Annotated in this window: 17 protein-coding genes; 4 read left to right on the forward strand and 13 right to left on the reverse strand. The window is 73.5% G+C overall.

Features of this window, described 5'->3' with window-relative positions:
- Positions 1–41 precede the first annotated feature (41 nt).
- Positions 42–1,412, forward strand: coding sequence for an APC family permease (locus AC0693_RS03560; protein WP_478800855.1), 1,371 nt, complete (start codon positions 42–44; stop codon positions 1,410–1,412).
- A gap of 19 nt (positions 1,413–1,431) precedes the next feature.
- Here AC0693_RS03560 and AC0693_RS03565 read toward each other — a convergent pair whose 3' ends face one another.
- From AC0693_RS03565 to AC0693_RS03625, 13 genes are all read right to left on the reverse strand, one after another.
- Entirely contained in the window at positions 1,432–2,433 is a 1,002-nt protein-coding gene (locus tag AC0693_RS03565) for a glycosyltransferase family 2 protein (protein ID WP_356412921.1), read from the reverse strand.
- Positions 2,434–2,550: 117 nt separating this feature from the next.
- Positions 2,551–2,943: a YccF domain-containing protein gene (locus AC0693_RS03570; protein WP_468463081.1), complete on the reverse strand. Its 393-nt coding sequence runs from the start codon at positions 2,941–2,943 to the stop codon at positions 2,551–2,553.
- Positions 2,940–3,803: a zinc metalloprotease HtpX gene (htpX, locus tag AC0693_RS03575; protein WP_356412917.1), complete on the reverse strand. Its 864-nt coding sequence runs from the start codon at positions 3,801–3,803 to the stop codon at positions 2,940–2,942. The genes AC0693_RS03570 and htpX overlap by 4 nt, the downstream gene beginning before the upstream one ends.
- Positions 3,804–4,085: 282 nt before the next feature.
- Entirely contained in the window at positions 4,086–5,669 is a 1,584-nt protein-coding gene (locus tag AC0693_RS03580; protein ID WP_478800856.1) for an NADH-quinone oxidoreductase subunit N, read from the reverse strand.
- Positions 5,666–7,231, reverse strand: a complete 1,566-nt coding sequence (locus AC0693_RS03585; protein WP_478800994.1) for a complex I subunit 4 family protein — start codon at positions 7,229–7,231, stop codon at positions 5,666–5,668. The genes AC0693_RS03580 and AC0693_RS03585 overlap by 4 nt, the downstream gene beginning before the upstream one ends.
- A 38-nt stretch (positions 7,232–7,269) precedes the next feature.
- Entirely contained in the window at positions 7,270–9,276 is a 2,007-nt protein-coding gene (locus tag AC0693_RS03590; RefSeq protein ID WP_356412913.1) for an NADH-quinone oxidoreductase subunit 5 family protein, read from the reverse strand.
- Complete coding sequence (nuoK, locus tag AC0693_RS03595) at positions 9,273–9,671, reverse strand: NADH-quinone oxidoreductase subunit NuoK (protein WP_478800857.1); 399 nt, start codon at positions 9,669–9,671, stop codon at positions 9,273–9,275. Before nuoK ends, AC0693_RS03590 begins: the two co-directional genes overlap by 4 nt.
- Complete coding sequence (locus AC0693_RS03600) at positions 9,671–10,291, reverse strand: NADH-quinone oxidoreductase subunit J family protein (RefSeq protein ID WP_356412909.1); 621 nt, start codon at positions 10,289–10,291, stop codon at positions 9,671–9,673. The genes nuoK and AC0693_RS03600 overlap by 1 nt, the downstream gene beginning before the upstream one ends.
- Entirely contained in the window at positions 10,288–10,890 is a 603-nt protein-coding gene (locus AC0693_RS03605) for a NuoI/complex I 23 kDa subunit family protein (RefSeq protein ID WP_468463083.1), read from the reverse strand. Before AC0693_RS03605 ends, AC0693_RS03600 begins: the two co-directional genes overlap by 4 nt.
- Entirely contained in the window at positions 10,890–11,858 is a 969-nt protein-coding gene (locus tag AC0693_RS03610) for a complex I subunit 1/NuoH family protein (RefSeq protein WP_469339648.1), read from the reverse strand. Before AC0693_RS03610 ends, AC0693_RS03605 begins: the two co-directional genes overlap by 1 nt.
- A complete protein-coding gene (locus tag AC0693_RS03615) occupies positions 11,855–13,303 on the reverse strand; it encodes an NADH-quinone oxidoreductase subunit C (protein ID WP_478800858.1) in 1,449 nt (482 codons plus the stop codon). Before AC0693_RS03615 ends, AC0693_RS03610 begins: the two co-directional genes overlap by 4 nt.
- Positions 13,300–13,908 (reverse strand): NADH-quinone oxidoreductase subunit B, encoded by a 609-nt coding sequence (locus AC0693_RS03620; protein WP_468463086.1) that lies wholly within the window; start codon positions 13,906–13,908, stop codon positions 13,300–13,302. The genes AC0693_RS03615 and AC0693_RS03620 overlap by 4 nt, the downstream gene beginning before the upstream one ends.
- Positions 13,899–14,303 (reverse strand): NADH-quinone oxidoreductase subunit A, encoded by a 405-nt coding sequence (locus tag AC0693_RS03625; RefSeq protein ID WP_468463087.1) that lies wholly within the window; start codon positions 14,301–14,303, stop codon positions 13,899–13,901. The genes AC0693_RS03620 and AC0693_RS03625 overlap by 10 nt, the downstream gene beginning before the upstream one ends.
- Before the next feature lie 145 nt (positions 14,304–14,448).
- On the opposite strand from AC0693_RS03625, the gene AC0693_RS03630 reads away from it, so the two are divergent.
- The 3 genes from AC0693_RS03630 to AC0693_RS03640 all read left to right on the forward strand — a co-directional run bounded on the left by AC0693_RS03630 (position 14,449) and on the right by AC0693_RS03640 (position 18,101).
- The gene (locus AC0693_RS03630) at positions 14,449–15,636 is read left to right on the forward strand and encodes a sensor histidine kinase (RefSeq protein ID WP_469339640.1); all 1,188 of its coding nucleotides are present in this window, start codon (positions 14,449–14,451) and stop codon (positions 15,634–15,636) included.
- 214 nt (positions 15,637–15,850) lie between these two features.
- The gene (locus AC0693_RS03635) at positions 15,851–17,182 is read left to right on the forward strand and encodes a sensor histidine kinase (RefSeq protein ID WP_469317097.1); all 1,332 of its coding nucleotides are present in this window, start codon (positions 15,851–15,853) and stop codon (positions 17,180–17,182) included.
- 259 nt (positions 17,183–17,441) lie between these two features.
- Positions 17,442–18,101 (forward strand): response regulator transcription factor, encoded by a 660-nt coding sequence (locus tag AC0693_RS03640; protein WP_356416672.1) that lies wholly within the window; start codon positions 17,442–17,444, stop codon positions 18,099–18,101.
- Positions 18,102–18,208 lie beyond the last annotated feature (107 nt).

The raw sequence follows: 18,208 nt of genomic DNA on the forward strand, positions 1-18,208 counted from the left end.
CGGTCACGGGGGCGTCACCGGGGCGGGCTAGTCTCCCGGCCGTGACACATCGAGAGAGCGGTACGGCGGGGGGCGGGCTGCGGCGGAGCCTCGGGGTGGGCGACGCGGTGGTCGTCGGGCTGGGCGCGATGGTCGGCGCGGGGATCTTCGCCGCGCCGGCCCCCGCGGCGCGCGCGGCCGGCGACGGCCTGCTGGCGGCGCTCGCCCTGGCCGCCGTGGTGGCCTACTGCAACGCCCGTTCCTCGGCCCGGCTGGCCGCCCGCTACCCGTCCTCCGGCGGGACGTACGTGTACGGGCGCGAGCGGCTGGGCCCCTTCTGGGGGTACCTGGCGGGCTGGGCCTTCGTCATCGGCAAGACGGCCTCGTGCGCGGCGATGGCGCTGACGGTGGGCGCCTACCTGTGGCCGGGGCGGGAGCACGTGGCGGCCGTCGTCGCGGTGGTGGCGCTGACCGCCGCCGGGTACGGGGGCGTGCAGAAGTCGGCCCGGATCGCCCGGCTGATCGTGGCGGCCGTACTGGCGGTGCTCGCCGGGGTCGTGGTGCTCTGCCTGACCTCCGGCGCGGCCGGGGGCGCTGTTCCGTGGGGCGCCGGGCCGCGGGGTGCGCGGGGGCTGCTGGAGGCGGCCGGGCTGCTGTTCTTCGCCTTCGCCGGGTACGCGCGGATCACCACCCTGGGCGAGGAGGTCCGGGACCCGCGGCGGACCATCCCGCGCGCCGTCCCGCTGGCGCTGGGGATCGCGCTGGCCGTCTACGCGGCGGTGACGGTGGCCTTGCTGTCGGTGCTGGGGACGGCGGGGCTGGCCGCCTCCGCGGCGCCGCTCTCCGACGCCGTCCGGGCGGCCGGCTGGGGCGGGCTGGCCCCGGTGGTGCGGGCGGGGGCGGTGCTGGCGGCCGTGGGCTCGCTGCTGGCGCTGGTGCTGGGGGTGTCGCGGACCGCTCTGGCCATGGCCCGCGACGGTCATCTGCCGCGCGCGCTGGCGACCGTACATCCGCGGCGCGGGGTACCGCACCGGGCGGAGCTGGCGGTGGGGGCGGTGGTCGCGGTGCTTGCCGCGACCGTGGACCTGCGGGGGGCGATCGGGTTCTCGTCCTTCGGGGTGCTGGTGTACTACGCGATCGCCAACGCGGCGGCGTGGACGCTCGGCGGAAGCCGCGGGGCGGGGAGCGGGGCCGAGCCGGGCGCGGGCGCGGGTGCCGACCCCGGCGAGGGTGCCGATCCCGGCGAAGGGCGTCGCGAGGGCCGCGTCGGGCGGGGGGTGGCGGTGGTGGGGCTGGCCGGGTGCGTGGTGCTGGCGTGCGCGCTGCCGCTCGCGTCGGTGCTGACGGGTACGGGGGTGCTGGCGCTGGGGGCCGTGCTGTACGGCGTGCGCGCCCGGCCCGGGTCCCGCGCGGGGTCCGGACCGGCGGCGTAGCAGCGCGAGGGGCGGCGGGTCAGACCCCGGCGTTCTCCCGGCCCTTGGCGGCCGCGCCCTTGCCCGGGGCGTCGGCGGCGGCGTCGGAGTCGTAGCCGATGAAGAACGTGGGACGGCGCTGCACGGCGGTGTAGATGCGGCCGATGTACTCGCCGAGCAGTCCGACGCATATCAGCTGGACGCCGCCGAGGAAGAGCATCGCCACGAACAGCGAGGTCCAGCCCGGGACGGTGTGCCCGATGAGCCAGACCACGAAGGTCACCGCCATCAGCACGAAGCAGGAGAAGAAGGTGAACACCCCGAGCCAGGTCGCCAGTCGCAGCGGGGCGGCGGAGAAGTTGGTGATGCTGTCGACGGCGAGGCGGACCATCTTGCCCAGCGAGTACTTGGTCTCGCCCGCCACCCGTTCACCGCGCTGGTAGGTGACCTCGCCGCTGGGGAAACCGAGCCACGGCACGAGCAGGCGGTACACCTGGTGCTGGTCCGGCAGGGCCTTGAGCGCCTCGACGGTCTCCCGGCTGAGCAGCCGGAAGTCACCGGCCTGCGAGGGGACCTGCTTGCCGACGACGCGGCGCATGAGCCAGTAGTACAGGCCCGCGGTGCGCCGCTTGAAGCCGGTGTCGGTGCTGCGGTCGGTGCGGACGCCGTAGACGATGTCGAGGTTCTCGGCGACGGCCAGGTCGAGCATCTCCGGGATCTTCTCCGGCGGGTCCTGGAGGTCGGCGTCGATGCTGACGACGTACGCGCCCTTGGAGCTGTGCAGGCCGGCGGTCAGGGCGGCCTGGTGGCCGGAGTTGCCGCGCAGTGCGACGACCCGCAGTTCGGGCCAGGTCCGCCGGAACTCCTGGAGCAGCTCGGCGGTGCGGTCGGCGCTGCCGTCGTCGACGGCGATGACCTCGTAGCCGGCCCCCCTGCCGTCCAGTACCGGCCGCAGGCGTTCCACCAGCGCGGGGAGGGCTTCCTCCTCGTTGTACATCGGAACGACAACCGACAGGGTTGGCGTGGAGGACGCTGCCGACATGGGTCATCCTGCCCGTGGTTCGACCTGATGGTGCTGCGGTATCAGGGGCGCATCGTGGTACAAGCGAGCACCATCAGCCTATCCTGCCCTGCCGCCGCGGGGCTGTGGGTACGGACCTCAGCGCCCGGCGAAGGGGGCGTCGGTCGGGACGATCTCGCGGCCGAGCGGGAGCAGCGACAGCGGGACCATCTTGAAGTTGGCGATGCCGAACGGGATCCCGATGATCGTCACGCACAGCGCGAGGCCGGTGACGATGTGGCCGATCGCCAGCCACCAGCCCGCGAGGACCAGCCACAGGACGTTGCCGACGCAGGACGGGGCGCCCGCGTCGCGTCGCTCGACCGTGGTGTAGCCGAAGGGCCACAGGGCGTAGACGGCGATCCGGAAGGCCGCTAGGCCGAACGGGATGCCGATGACGGTGACGCACAGGAGCAGGCCGGCCAGGGCGTAGCCCATGCAGAGCCAGAAGCCGCTGAGCACGAGCCAGATGACGTTCAGGATGGTTTTCACTGCGGGCGGCCTGCCATCTGTTCGAGCCGGGCGATGCGCTCGGCCATCGGGGGGTGGGTCGAGAACATCCTGGACATGCCCTCGCCGGGGCGGAAGGGGTTCGCGATCATCATGTGGCTCGCGGTCTCCAGGCGGGGCTCGGGGGGCAGCGGGAGCTGCTTGGTCCCGGCGTCGAGCTTGCGCAGGGCGCTCGCGAGGGCCAGGGGGTCGCCGGTGAGCTGGGCTCCCGACGCGTCCGCCTCGTACTCGCGGGAGCGGCTGATGGCCAGCTGGATGACGGACGCGGCGACCGGGCCGAGGATCATGATCAGCAGCATGCCGAAGACGCCCGGGCCGTCGTTGTCGCTGGACCGGCCGACCGGGATCAGCCAGGCGAAGTTCACCAGGAACATGATCACGGAGGCGAGGGCTCCGGCGACCGAGGAGATCAGGATGTCCCGGTTGTAGACGTGGCTCAGCTCGTGCCCGATGACCCCGCGCAGCTCGCGCTCGTCGAGGATGCGCAGGATGCCCTCGGTGCAGCAGACGGCGGCGTTGCGCGGGTTGCGGCCGGTGGCGAAGGCGTTGGGGGCCTCGGTCGGGGAGATGTAGAGGCGGGGCATCGGCTGGCGCGCGGAGGTCGAGAGCTCGCGCACCATCCGGTAGAGCCCAGGGGCCTCGAACTCGCTGACGGGGCGGGCGCGCATCGCGCGTAGAGCCAGTTTGTCGCTGTTCCAGTACGCGTACGCGTTGGTGCCCAGGGCGACGAGGACGGCCACGACGAGACCGGTCCTGCCGAAGAAACTGCCGATGACGATGATGAGTGCCGACAGGCCGCCCAGGAGTACGGCGGTCTTCAGCCCGTTGTGCCGGCGGTGCACGGTACGCCCTCCAAGTGGTGCGGCAGGGGACCCGTCCAGGATCTGTGATCTGTGGATCTGTGGATCTGTGGATCTGTGAGGCGAGGACATGTGGGTGTGTGGTCGGAGGGTCTCCGGTCCAGTGGACCCTTCCTTCCTGGTCAACGCCAGGCGGGCGCGACGGGTTCCCGGCGCCGTCCCGGGCGGCGCGCGGCAGCGGCCGGGGCGGCCGCGAGCGGCCCCGGCGGGCGGCGCGGCGGAGGGCGCGGGCGGGCGGCCCGCCCGGGTGTTACTCCGTACGGGTTACTGCGGGAACAGTGCGGTGGATGCGAAACGTAGTACCAGCTGAGGGGCGCCCGACAACACAAGAGCGACAGCAGCGGTGAGGGCGATGGCCGCCACGACGGGCAGCGGGGCCTTGGGGCGGGATGCCGCCGGGGCCGCCGCGGCGTCCGTGTCCCCGGCCGGGGCACGGAAGAGCAGCGCCGTCCACTGGAGGTAGTAGTAGAGGGCCACCACGACGTTCACCGCCATGACGGCCGCGAGCCAGCCCAGCCCGGCGTCCACGGCCGAGCGGAAGACGGTGACCTTGGCGAAGAGGCCGATGATGCCCGGGGGCAGGCCCGCCAGGCAGAGCAGGAAGAAGGCCAGCGACAGGGCGGCGAAGGGCCGCGTCGCGTAGAGGCCGCGGTAGTCGTCGATCCGGCCCAGCGGGCTCGTACGGGCCACCAGGGCGGCGACGGCGAAGGCACCCAGGTTGACCGCGGCGTACATGAGGGCGTAGGCGACGGTGGAGCCGATCTGGTCCCGGCCGGCGTAGGCCGCCGCCGCGATCGGGACCAACAGGTAGCCGGCCTGGCCGACGGAGGACCAGGCCAGCAGGCGGACGGCGCCGTGCGCGCGGTCCTTGGCCTGGCGCAGCGCGGCGGCGTTGCCCAGGGTCATGGTGAGCGCGGCCAGGACCGCCAGGGCCGGGCCCCAGACGTCGGAGTACGCCGGGAAGGCGATGACGGTGACGAGGACGAGGCCGGTGAAGCCGACCGCCTTGCCGATGACCGAGAGGTAGGCGGCGATGGGCAGCGGGGCGCCGACGTAGGTGTCGGGGACCCAGAAGTGGAAGGGGACGGCGGCCGTCTTGAAGGCGAAGCCGACGAGGGTGAGCGCGACGCCGGCCATGGCCAGGGTGTCGAGCTGTCCGGGGACGCGCTCCAGGCCTTCGGCGACCCGGGTGAGGTGCAGGCTGCCGGTGGCGGCGTAGACGAAGCTGACGCCGAGCAGGGAGACGGCGGTGGCCGTCACCGAGGACAGGAAGAACTTGAGGGCGGCCTCCGAGGAGAGCCGGTCGCCCCGGCGCAGGCCCACCAGGGCGAAGGCGGGCAGCGAGGCGACCTCCAGGGCGACGATCAGCGTCGCGAGGTCCCGGGAGGCGGGCAGCAGGGCCGCGCCCGCGGCGGAGGAGAGCAGCAGGAACCAGAACTCCCCGGCGGGCAGCCTGCTCTCCTCGACGGCGGTGACCGACAGCAGGGCGGTGACCAGCGCGCCGCCGAGCACCAGGAACTGCACGACCAGCGCGAAGTGGTCGGCGGTGTAACTGCAGGCGCCCGGGTCCGCGGTGAGGCAGAAGGTGGCGCGGTCCCCGGCGCGCAGCGGCAGCAGGGCGAGGGTGGCGACGGCCAGGCCCGCGACGGCGGTCCAGCCGAGGAAGGCCTTCTTACGCTCGGGCACGAAGAGGTCGGCGACCAGGATGGCCAGGCCGACGGCGGCCGCGATGACCACCGGCGCGATCGCGAGCCAGTCGACCGACTGGACCAGGCCGGCGCCCGGGTGCGGGCCGCCCGGGACCGAGGTCACCACGGTGGCCGCCGTGGTCGCGTACAGGGCCGTCATGAGGTGCCTCCTGCGAGGAGCTTCTGGACGGCCGGGTCGGTGAGGCCGAGGAGGACAGCGGGCCACAGGCCGGCGAGGACGGTGAGGGCGGCGAGCGGGGTCCAGGCCGCGAACTCGTAGCGCTGGACGTCGGCGACGGCGAGCGGGGCCTGGTCCGCGGGGCGGGCCAGCGGGTCGCCCATGCAGATGCGCCGGACGACGACCAGCATGTAGGCGGCGGTGAGCAGGGTGCCGAAGGCGCCGATCGCCATGAAGGTGCGGAAGGCGGGGCGGGACAGCCCGGCGGCGGGGTCGAAGGCCCCGAACAGGGTCAGCATCTCGCCCCAGAACCCCGCGAGGCCGGGCAGGCCCAGGGAGGCCACGGCGGCGAAGGCGAGGAGCGCACCGAAGCGGGGGGCCCGGCCGTAGAGGGCCGCGCCGGTGGCTCCGGCGAGGGTGTCGAGGTCGCTCGTGCCGTAGCGGTCCTTGAGCGCGCCGACGAGGAAGAAGAGGAGGCCGGTGATCAGGCCGTGGGCGATGTTGGCGAAGAGCGCGCCGTTGACTCCGGTCGGGGTCATGGTCGCGATGCCGAGGAGCACGAAGCCCATGTGGCCGACGGATGAGTAGGCGATCAGGCGCTTGAGGTCGCCCTTGGCCCCCTTGCGGGCCAGCGCGAGGCAGGCGAGGGATCCGTAGACGATCCCGACGACGGCGAAGGCGGCCAGGTAGGGCGCGAAGGTGTGCATGCCGCCGGGGGCGACGGGCAGCAGGATCCGGACGAAGCCGTAGGTGCCCATCTTCAGCATGACGCCGGCCAGCAGCACGGAACCGACGGTCGGGGCGGCCGTGTGGGCGTCCGGGAGCCAGCTGTGCAGCGGCCACATCGGGGTCTTCACGGCGAGGCCGGTGCCGATGGTCAGGACGGCCAGCACCTGGGTGGTGTGGGACAGTCCGCGGCCGTTGTCGGTGGCCAGTGCCACCATGTCGAAGGTGCCGCTGTCGAGCCCGATCAGCAGCAGCCCGAGGAGCATGACCACGGAACCGAGCAGCGTGTAGAGGATGAACTTCCAGGCGGCGGCCTGCCGCTGCGCACCGCCCCAGCGGGCGATGAGGAAGTACATCGGGATGAGGACCATCTCGAAGGCCAGGAAGAACAGCAGCAGGTCGAGGACGGCGAAGGTGGCGAGGGTGCCGGACTCCAGGACGAGCAGGAGGGCGACGAAGGCCTTCGGGGAGGGGCCCGCGGGGAGCTTGAAGTAGCTGTAGAGCGCGCAGAGGAAGAACAGCAGCGCGGTCATCAGGAGGAGGGGGAGCGAGATGCCGTCGACGCCGAGGTGGATCCGGACGTTCAGCGCCTGGATCCAGCTGATGTCCGTCGTCGCCTGGAAGCGCGCCGGGGCGTCGTGGTCGAAGCCCAGCGCGAGGGCGATGGCCGCGGCGAGGATCACGCCGGTCACGGTCACGCCGTGGCGCAGCACGGCCTGCTCGGGGCCGCGGCCCCTGAGCCCGGGCGGGGCCGGGAGCAGGGCCGCCACGGCACCGAGGAGCGGTGCGGCCACGATGAACGCCAGAAGGAACTGCATCACGGATGCGCTGATATCAATCACGGCTGACTCACGGCTCACGATCCGGCGTTGACGTTGGCGAGGACGGCGGTGGCGAGCGCCAGGACCACGGCCCCGGCGAGCAGGGCGCTCAGGTAGCTCTGCACGTTGCCGCTCTGGGCGCGGCGTACGAGGGTGCCGAGCAGCCGGGGGGCGCCGCCCGCGCCCCGGACGTAGGTGTCGACGACCTCGCGGTCCAGGAACCGGACGAGGCTCGCGGCGCCCCGGACGGGCCGGACGAAGAGCAGGTCGTAGAGGGCGTCCAGGTGGAACCCGGCGGCCGCGTGGCGGTGCAGGGGGCCGAGGAGCGCCTTGCCGGGGTCGGGCGCGGGTCCGGCCGGGACGGCGGGGTGGTCGTGGGTGACCTCGGCGACCTCGGGGGTCTCGGCGGCGGACTCGGCGGCGGCAGCCGCGGCGGGTACGCCGGTCCGGGCCAGGCCCGCTCCGGCGGCTGCCCGGGCGGCGGCGCGCTGCCACAGGCCGTAGGTCAGCAGCGCGCCGATGGCGGCGGCGCCGGTACCGAGGACGGAGGTCTCCAGCGTGGGGGCGAGCTCGCCGCCGTCGAACCAGTCGGCGATCGGTCCGGCGGCTAGGCCGAGGCCGACCGACGGGATCGCCAGCAGCCACAGCACGCCCGTCATGGCGAGGGGTTCCCTGCCGTGGTCGGGGGCGGCGGCCCCGCGGCCGCGGAAGGCCATCAGCCACAGGCGGGTGGCGTAGGCGGCGGTGAGCAGCGCGGTCAGCACGGCGGCGGCCAGCACGAGCCAGCCGACGGCGCCGGGCACCGCTTCCGTGTGGCCGCGGGCGGCCTGCTCGGCGGCGACCAGCACGGTCTCCTTGGAGAAGAACCCGGCGAAGGGCGGGACGGCGGCGAGCGCGAGGAGCGCGATCGTCATCGTCCAGAAAGCGTCCGGGATGCGCCGGGCCAGGCCGTCCGTGCGGGCCATGGCGGCCAGGGAGTTCGTCCCGGCGGCGTGGATGATCACGCCCGCGCCCAGGAAAAGGAGGGCCTTGAAGGCACCGTGCGAGAGGAGGTGGAAGACGGCGGCGCCGCGGTCGCCGACGGCCAGGGCGCCGGTCATGTAACCGAGCTGGCCGATCGTGGAGTAGGCGAGCACCCGCTTGATGTCGTCCTGCGCGAGGGCGGCCAGGGCGGAGCCGATCATCGTCACGGCCGCCATCACGGCCATGACCACCAGCGCGGCCCGGGAAGCCGTGAAGACGGGCAGGAGGCGCGCGATGAAGTAGATGCCGGCGGCGACCATGGTCGCCGCGTGGATCAGCGCGGAGACGGGGGTCGGGCCCGCCATCGCGTCGGGCAGCCACGTGTGCAGCGGGAACTGGGCGGACTTGCCCGCGACTCCGGCGAGCAGGAGCAGCGCGATCAGGGTCGGGTGGTCGAGCCCGCCCGCCGTGACGGCCCCGAGGATCCTGGTGATCCGGAAGGAACCGGCGTCGGCGGCGAGGGCGAACAGGCCGATCAGGAAGGGCACGTCACCGAGCTTGGTGACGAGGAAGGCCTTGAGGGAGGCGGCCCGGGCGGCTTCGGTCTCCCAGTAGTGGCCGACCAGGAAGTACGAGCAGATGCCCATGACCTCCCAGCCCACCAGCAGCACCATCAGGTCGCCGGAGTAGACGACGAGCAGCATGGCGGAGGTGAACAGCGAGACCAGGGACGCGTAGGACGCGTAGCGCGGGTCCTCGCGCAGGTACGCCGTCGAGAAGAGCTGCACGCAGGTCGCGACGACGCCGACGAGGACGGCCGCCAGGACGGCGAAGCCGTCCAGGTGGAGCGCCAGTTCGATCGGCACGGAGCCGGTCGGGGTCAGTTCCGTCGCGGCGTCGACGGCCTTCCCGCCGCCGTGCCGGACCGCCACGAGGACGGCCAGTACGGCGGCGGCCAGCGTCGGCAGGACGGCGAGCGGACGGACGAATCCGGGGGCCCTGCGGCCGGCGAGCAGTCCGGCCAGCGCGCCCAGGAAGGGCAGCAGCGGGACGAGTACGGCGAGGGTCGTGGTGCTCACGCGGTGACCTCGCTCGGGTTGCTCGGGTTGCCCGGGTTCGCCGGGTGGCCGGGGGCTTTCGGGTCCGCGGGGTCGCCCGCGCCGTGCGGCGGCTCCGCCGTGTCGCGCAGCCGGTCGACGTCCGCGGTGCCGCGGTTGCGGTAGACCATCAGCACGATGGCCATTCCGATGCCGATCTCGGCGGCGGCGACGGCGATCGTGAAGAGGGTGAGGGCCTGGCCGGCGTGCAGGGTGTCGCGCAGCCAGATGTCGAAGGCCACCAGGTTCAGGTTGACCGCGTTGAGCATCAGCTCGACGGACATCAGGACCAGGATGGCGTTGCGGCGGGCCAGTACCCCGTACAGGCCGGTGCAGAAGAGGAGCGCCGCCAGTACGGCGGGATAGACGAGGTGCATCAGCGCTGCCCCTCCTTGTCGTCGCTGCCGCCGGCCGGGGCGGTGGCCGGGCGCGGGTCCGCCGGGTCGGACTTGCGGGACAGTACGATCGCGCCGACCAGGGCCGCCAGCAGCAGGACGGACAGCGCCTCGAAGGGCAGCACCCAGTGCTGGAAGAGGAACTCGCCGGACACCTTGGTGGAGCCCTGGGCCGGACCGTCGAGGCCGATCCAGGTGGTGCGGAAGGCGTCGGCGACCACCCACACGAGGCAGCCCGCGGCGCAGACGGCGACCGCCAGCGCGACCCCCCGGTTGCCGGAGTCGGCGTCCGGGGAGCGCCCGATGGGTGCCTTGGTGAGCATCAGCCCGAAGAGCAGGAGGACGACCACCGAGCCGACGTAGATCAGCACCTGGACCCAGGCGATGAACTCGGCGGTCAGCAGCAGGTACTCCACCGCGATCCCGCCGAGGGCGACGACCAGCCAGAGGGCGGCGTGCACCAGCTGCTTGGTGGTGACCGTGACGAGGGCCGCGCCGAGGGTGGCGAGGCCGACCAGGACGAAGGCGATCTCGACCCCGGTCGGGGAGAGGAACCCGGGTCCTGCCGCGGTGGCGGCGGCCAGGGTGGCTGCGGGGCTCACGCGTCTGTCTCCGGAGTGGTCTCGGGCGGGGTCGGCGCAGCCGTCTCGGCAGCGGCGGCGGCCGCCGCGGCCGCTGCCGCCGCTTCGGCCTTCTCGACGGCCTTGCGGGCGGCGGCGACCTCCTTGGGCTCCTCGGCGGCCGCATCCAGCGCGGGCGGGGCCGGCACGGTCCACATCCACTCGCGCAGCTTGTCTCGCTCGTGGGTGAGTTCGTGGATGTCGGTCTCCGCGTACTCGAACTCCGGCGACCAGAACAGGGCGTCGAAGGGGCACACCTCGATGCAGATGCCGCAGTACATGCACAGCGCGAAGTCGATGGCGAAGCGGTCGAGGACGTTGCGGCTGCGCTCGCGCCCGCCGGGGGCGGCCGCCGGGACGGTTTCCTTGTGCGAGTCGATGTAGATGCACCAGTCGGGGCACTCGCGCGCGCACAGCATGCAGACGGTGCAGTTCTCCTCGAACAGCCCGATGACCCCGCGCGAGCGCGGCGGCAGTTCGGGCTGGGCGTCGGGGTACTGGGCCGTGTGCGAGCGCTTCACCATCGTGCGCAGGGTGACCGCGAGGCCCTTGGCGAGGCCGGAGCCGGGGACGGGAGGCATTACTGGATCGCCACCTTCACGATGCCGGTGAGCGCGATCTGGGCGAGCGCGAGCGGGATGAGTACGGTCCAGGCGAGCTTCTGGAGCTGGTCCTCGCGCAGCCGCGGGTAGGTCACGCGCAGCCAGATCACGACGAAGGCGAGGACGGCGGCCTTGAGCAGCGTCCAGACCCAGCCGAGGCCGTCCGCGCCGAAGGGGCCGTGCCAGCCGCCGAGGAAGAGGACGGTGGTCAGGCCGCACAGGACGACGATGCCCGCGTACTCGGAGAGCAGGAACAGCGCGAACCGCAGTCCGGTGTACTCGGTGTACGCGCCGAAGATGATCTCGGAGTCGGCGACGGGCATGTCGAACGGCGGCCGCTGGAGTTCGGCGAGGCCCGCCGTGAAGAAGACCACGGCGCCGACGATCTGCCAGGGCAGCCACCACCACTGGAAGGCCCCGACGATCCCGGTCAGTGAGACGGTTCCGGCGGCCATCGCGACGGAGGCGGCGGCGAGCAGCATCGGCAGCTCGTAGGCGAGCAGCTGGGCGGCCGTCCGCAGGCCGCCGAGCAGCGAGAACTTGTTCGCGGAAGCCCAGCCCGCCATGAGGCTGCCGAGCACGCCGACGCCCATGACGGCGAGCGCGAAGAAGATCCCCGCGTCGATGACCTGGCCGACCGCGCCGTCGCCCGGGCCGATGGGGATGGCGAGGAGGACGAGGAGGTACGGCAGGAGCGCGACGGCGGGCGCGAGCTGGAAGATCCGCCGGTCGGCGTCGGCCGGAACGATGTCCTCCTTCTGCGCGAACTTCACGCCGTCGGCGACGAGCTGCGCCCAGCCGTGGAAGCCGCCCGCGTACATGGGGCCGAGGCGGCCCTGCATGTGCGCCATCACCTTGTGCTCGGCCTGCCCGACGACGAGGGGCAGGACGAGGAAGCAGACGAAGACGACGATCAGTCGCAGGGCGACGTCGAGGACGTCGTTCACGCGGGGCCTCCTGCGGAGGGCTCAGTGGGGTCCTGGTCCGGGGTCGGCTCCCCCGACGGGGTCTCCGGCTCGGCCTTGCCCGGCTCGGATGCCGGGGTCGGCTCCCCCGTGGCGGGCTCCGGGGCGCCCTTGCCCGGCTCCGGGGTCGGGTTCGCGTCCGGCGGCGCCGGGGCCTCGACGGGTGCCGGGGCCGGGGTGCCCGGCTCGGGCTCCGGGGCGGGTGCGGGTGCGAAGGCGGGCTTCGGGTCGTGCCAGGGGGCGTCCGGACTGCGGGGTGCCGTGCGCCGGGGCGCGGGCTCCGGGGCGTCCGTGACCACCCCGGGTGCCGGGTGCGCCGGTACGTCCGTACCCGCCTGGGGCGTGGGCGCGGCCGGGGCCCCCGCGGACTTCGGTACGTCCGTACCCGCCGGAGGCGTGGGCGCGGCCGGGGCCCCCGCGGGCGCCGGTACGTCCGTACCCGCCGGAGGCGCGGGCGCGGCCGGGGCCGCCGGAAGCGCGGAGGCGTCCGTGGCCGCCGGAGGCGTGGGCGCAGCCGGGGTCACCGGGGCGTCCGGGGTCACCGGCGTACCCGGGGTGACCGGCGTACCCGGGGTCGCCCGGGTCGCCGGAGGCTGTTGGCTTGCCGAGCCGTCGGCCACCGAGCGGCTGCGGCGGGCCGGGCGGGCGGCGGCTTCCGGTGCGGGGGCGGCCGTACCGGCTGCCGGCGTCGGTTCGTCCGGAGCCGCCGGGGGCGCCTGGGTCGCGGAGCCCTCCGCCACCGAGCGGGCGCGGCGGGCCGGGACGCCTTCGCGGGCGGGGCGGGCGGCGGCGCCGGCACCGGCACCGGCCGCCCGGGGGGTGCGGGCCGGGCGGGCCGGAGCCGGGGGGAGCTGGCCCTTGAGGGGGCCCCATTCGTTCGGGTCCGGGACGCCCGGGGGCAGCATCTGGCGGCGCTTCGGGCCGTCCGGGTCCGCGCCCTCGCCGGGCTCCTTGGCACCGGGCCAGGCCTTGGCGACCCGCGCGGCCAGGACGAAGTCCTTGCGCAGCGGGTGGCCCTCGAAGTTCTCGGGGAGCAGGAGCGGGACCAGGTTCGGGTGGTCGGTGAAGTCCACGCCGAACATCTCGAAGGTCTCGCGCTCGTGCCACGCCGCCCCCGCGTACACCGCGACGGCGGAGGGGAGGGAGGGCGCGGCGTGCGGGACGGTGGTGCGCAGGAGGAGGCGCCGGACGCGGTGGTTCTCCAGTGCCACGACGTGCGCGCAGATCTGGAAGCCGGTGCCCGGCTCGTCGACCGCGCTCAGCCAGTCGAAGTAGGTGCAGCCCAGTTTGTCGCGCGCGATCTCCAGCGCGGCGATCCAGCTGCCGACGGGCACGTCGACGGTCAGGACGTCGTACGCGTACGTGCCCAGGGCCTCTTCGCCGAAGATCTGCGGGGCCCCGTCGGGAAGGGATTCGTAGAGGTTCACGCGCGGGCCTCCCCCGCCGGACCGGCCGGCGGCGGCGTGACCAGGCCGCTCGTCAGCTGCGCCACCGAGGGCCCCGGGGCCCCCGCCGCGTACCGCTCGGCGAGCGACTCCCGGGCGATCTTCTCCTGGAGCTTGAGGATCCCCTGGAGGAGCGCCTCGGGGCGGGGCGGGCAGCCGGGGACGTAGACGTCGACCGGAATGATCTGGTCCACGCCCTTCGTCACGGAGTACGAGTCCCAGTACGGCCCGCCGCAGTTGGAGCAGGCACCGAAGGAGATGACGTACTTCGGCTCCGGCATCTGCTCGTACAGCCGCTTGACCGCCGGGGCCATCTTGTCCGTCACCGTGCCCGAGACGATCATCAGGTCGGCCTGGCGGGGGCCGGGCGCGAAGGGGATCACGCCGAGGCGGATGAAGTCGTGCCGCGCCATGGACGCCGCGATGAACTCGATCGCGCAGCAGGCCAGTCCGAAGTTGAAGACCCACAGGCTGTAGCGGCGGCCCCAGTTCAGGACCACCTTCATCGGCTCGGGGGCCAGGCGGGAGAGCACGCCCAGCCGCTTCGGGTCCGGGAGCGGCTGGGGTGCGGCCGGTGTCACGTCCATTCGAGGACGCCCTTCTTGTACGCGTAGAGCAGGCCGACGGCCAGGAAGCCCAGGAAGACGAACATCTCCACGAGCGTGGTGGCGCCGTAGGCGGCGAACACGGTCGCCCAGGGGAAGAGGAAGATCGAGTCGACGGCGAAGATGACGTAGAGGAACGCGTAGACGTAGTAGCGGACCTGGGTGTGGGCCCAGCCCTCGCCGACGGGGTCCACGCCGCACTCGTACGTCAGCAGCTTCTCCGGGGTCGGCACCGACGGGCGTAGCAGCCGGCCCGCGCCGAAGGCGACGGCCACGAAGAGCACGCCCAGGGCGGCGAGCAGGCCGACGACCGAATAGCTCCGGAAGTAGTCGGCCGCGAGCACGGTCACGGCCGTCGGTACCGCTGGTTCGGGCACGTCCGCTCCTCGCTCCCGGTCACTGTCGATGATCTGTTACGCACGGGAGTCTAGGGCCTGGCTTCACAGGGTGGGGTTATCCCCCGTGCACTGCCCCCCGGCCCCCCCATGGCACGGGGCGGCCGCGCTTGACAGGCTATGGGGCATGACCGTGAACATCCGGCCCGTTCCGGCCGCCGACGAAGACCGCCTCCCGCCCGTCCGCCCCGTGTTCGGGCGCGAGACGTGGAAGGAGATCACGCATCTCCTGCTGAACCTGCCGCTGGCGATCACCGGCTTTGTTTACACGGTGTTCATGGTGTCGATGGGCGGAGGGCTCGCCGTCACGGCGGTGGGGCTGCCGCTGCTCGCCTGCGGCTTGTTCGGGGCGCGCTGGCTGGGGCGGCTCGAACGCGTCCGGGCGCGGGCCCTGCTGGGCGTGCGGGTGGACGAGCCGACGCCGATCCCGGGGCCGAAGCGGGCGGGCGGGTTCCTCCCCTGGCTCTGGACGAGCCTGAAGGACCCGGTGGCCTGGCGGACCTCGCTCTTCGGGCTGGTCCGGCTGCCGTGGGGGGTGCTGACCTTCACGGTCACGCTGGTCGGCCTGTTCGTGCTGTGGCCCGTACTTCCGTACCTGACGCGGGGCATGACCCATGTGGACCGGGCGATGGTACGGGGCCTGCTCTCGCCCGTGGACGAGCTGGAGCGGCGCATCGCCGAGCTGGAGTCGGACCGCGGGGTGGTCGTCGACACCGCGGCGGCCGACCTGCGCCGCATCGAACGGGACCTGCACGACGGGGCGCAGGCCCGGCTGGTCGCCCTGGCGATGGGGCTGGGCCTGGCCAAGGAGAAGCTGCTGGAGGACCCGGACGCGGCGGCCGCGATGGTGGACGAGGCGCACGGCGAGGTGAAGATCGCCCTCCAGGAACTGCGGGACCTCGCGCGCGGCATCCACCCGGCGGTGCTCACCGACCGGGGCCTGGACGCGGCCCTGTCGGCCATCGCCTCGCGGTGCCTGGTGCCGGTCAAGGTGGACGTGGACCTGCCGGCCCGGCCGGCGGAAGCCATCGAGGGGATCGCCTACTTCACGGTCTCCGAGCTGCTCCAGAACGTCAGCAAGCACGCGCGGGCGCGCACCGCGGGCGTGGAGGTGTGGCGGGCCGCGGACCGGCTGCTGATCCGGGTCTCGGACGACGGGCGCGGCGGCGCGCAGGTCTCCGGAGGCGGCGGGACGGGGATGGCGGGGCTCGCGGAGCGGCTGGGAGCCGTCGACGGACTGTTCGTCGTGGACTCCCCCGAGGGCGGCGGGACCGTCGTGACGGCGGAGCTGCCGTGGCGCTCCCGGGGCGTCTGACCCGGACCGGGGACGCATGACACGGGTGAGGGCCCACCGCCGCGGCGGTGGGCCCTCACCCGTGTCCGGGGCGGGGCGCGCCCGGCCGGCCCGGGCGGACGGGGTGGGGATAACCCCCCGGCGGGGAGGCCGACGTGCCGGATGGTCGGGCGCAGCCGCGGACGAGAGGGTGGGGGAAGTGCAGCGGGGCACAGGGACAGGACGGGACGGGATCATGGCGATCGGCTACGGCACGGGCTACGGCACGGGCACCAACAGCGCGGCGACGCGGGCACCTTCGGTGCTCACGGCGCCCTTCGCGGGGCGGACCTGGCGCGAATTCGGGCACCTGCTGATCGGGCTTCCGCTGAGCGTCCTCTACTTCTCGCTCGCCATCACCGGGGTGAGCCTGGGCGCCGGGCTGCTGGTCACCTTCCTCGGGGTGCCCGTACTGGCGGGCGTCCTGGCCATGGCCCGCGGCTTCGGGCACCTGGAGCGCGGCCGCGCGCGGACCCTGCTCGGCATGGACATCGCCGACCCGGAGCCGGTGCGGGCCCGCAAGAAGGGCGTGCTGGCCGCCACGGGCGCGATGCTCGGGAGCGGGAGCGCCTGGCGGCACGTCCTCTACTCGGTGATCCACCTGCCGTGGGCGATCTTCAGCTTCACCCTGGCCCTGACCCTGTGGGCCTACGGCTGGGCGATGCTGCTCTACCCGCTCTGGTTCTGGGTCTTCCCCGCCTTCACCGACCAGCCCGGACTGGAGCTGTTCCAGAACGGCGAGCACTACAGCTTCTACCTGGACTCGCCGGCCCTGATCGCCCTCGCCGGCGCGATCGGCCTTCTCATCACGCTGGCCACCCCGTGGGTGATCCACGCGCTGGCGTCCGTGGACCGGATCATGATCGGCGGGCTGCTCGGCCCGTCCCGGCTGGCCCACCGCGTCACCGAGCTGGAGTCGGACCGCGGGGTGGTCGTCGACACCGCGGCCGCCGACCTGCGCCGCATCGAGCGGGACCTGCACGACGGCGCCCAGGCCCGGCTGGTCTCGCTGGCCATGGACCTGGGCCTGGCCAAGGAGAAGCTCGCCGAGGACCCGCAGGTCGCCGCCCGGATGGTGGACGAGGCGCACGGCGAGGTGAAGATCGCGCTCCAGGAGCTGCGGGACCTCGCGCGCGGCATCCACCCGGCGGTGCTCACCGACCGGGGCCTGGACGCGGCCCTGTCCTCCGTCGCCTCGCGCTGCACCGTCCCGGTCCGCGTGCAGGTGGAGCTGCCGGGGCGGCCGGTGGCGGCGATCGAGGGGATCGCCTACTTCACGGTCTCCGAGCTGCTCCAGAACGTCAGCAAGCACTCCGGCGCCGGTGTGGTCAGCGTGGACGTGTGGAAGTCCGGGGACCGGCTGCTGATCCAGGTCGCCGACGACGGGCGCGGCGGCGCGAGCACCGCGGCGGGCGGCGGGCTCGCGGGGCTGGCGGAGCGGCTGGACGCGGTGGACGGCGTGCTGGTCGTCGACTCCCCCGACGGCGGCGGGACGACGGTGACGGCGGAGCTGCCCTGGCGGGTCTGAGGACCGGGGCCCGGGGTCCGGGCGCGGCGAAGGCGGGTCCCCGGACCCGCGCTTCGTCATGTCCGCCCTCTTTTCGGCCCTGATCCCCCCTGATCCACCCCGTCCGGACCCCCTCCGGACGCCCCGACCTCGCAAAGTGGGTCCGTACCCGGATCCGTTGGCCCGGACCGGCCTTGACCCGGCCCCGAGGCTGGGATGCTTGGCTGTGCCAGGGATCGACAACGAGTGATGCGGGAGCTGCTGAGTCGTGGAAGACAGGGTGCGGGTGGTCATCGCCGAGGATTCAGTGCTGCTGCGTGAGGGCCTGACCCGGTTGCTGACCGACCGGGGGCATGACGTCGTAGCGGGCGTCGGGGACGCGGAAGCCCTGATCAAGACGGTGGCGGAGCTGGCGGCGGAGAACGCGCTGCCGGACGTGGTGGTGGCGGACGTACGGATGCCGCCGACCCACACCGACGAGGGGGTCCGGGCGGCCGTGCGGCTGCGCAAGGAGTACCCCGGGATCGGGGTGCTCGTGCTGTCGCAGTACGTCGAGGAGCAGTACGCCACCGAACTGCTGGCCGGGTCCAGCACCGGGGTCGGGTACCTGCTCAAGGACCGGGTGGCCGAGGTGCGGGAGTTCCTCGACGCGGTGGTCCGGGTGGCCCGGGGCGGCACGGCCCTGGACCCCGAGGTGGTCGCCCAGCTGCTGGGCCGCAGCCGCAAGCAGGACGTACTGGCGGGGCTGACGCCGCGCGAGCGCGAAGTGCTGGGGCTGATGGCCGAGGGGCGGACGAACTCCGCGGTGGCCAAGCAGCTGGTGGTCAGCGACGGAGCGGTGGAGAAGCACGTCAGCAACATCTTCATGAAGCTCGGCCTGTCGCCGAGTGACGGGGATCACCGGCGCGTGCTCGCCGTCCTCACCTATCTGAGATCGTGATCGACTGACACTCTGTCAGGCGGTGCGGCGGTGCCGGGCTCGACGCGGTGCCGGAAATTCTGACGGCGGAGTGTCTCCTCCCGGATGGTTTGCCGGGCGGGGGACAC

The organism is Streptomyces sp. NPDC043876 (assembly GCF_056435825.1).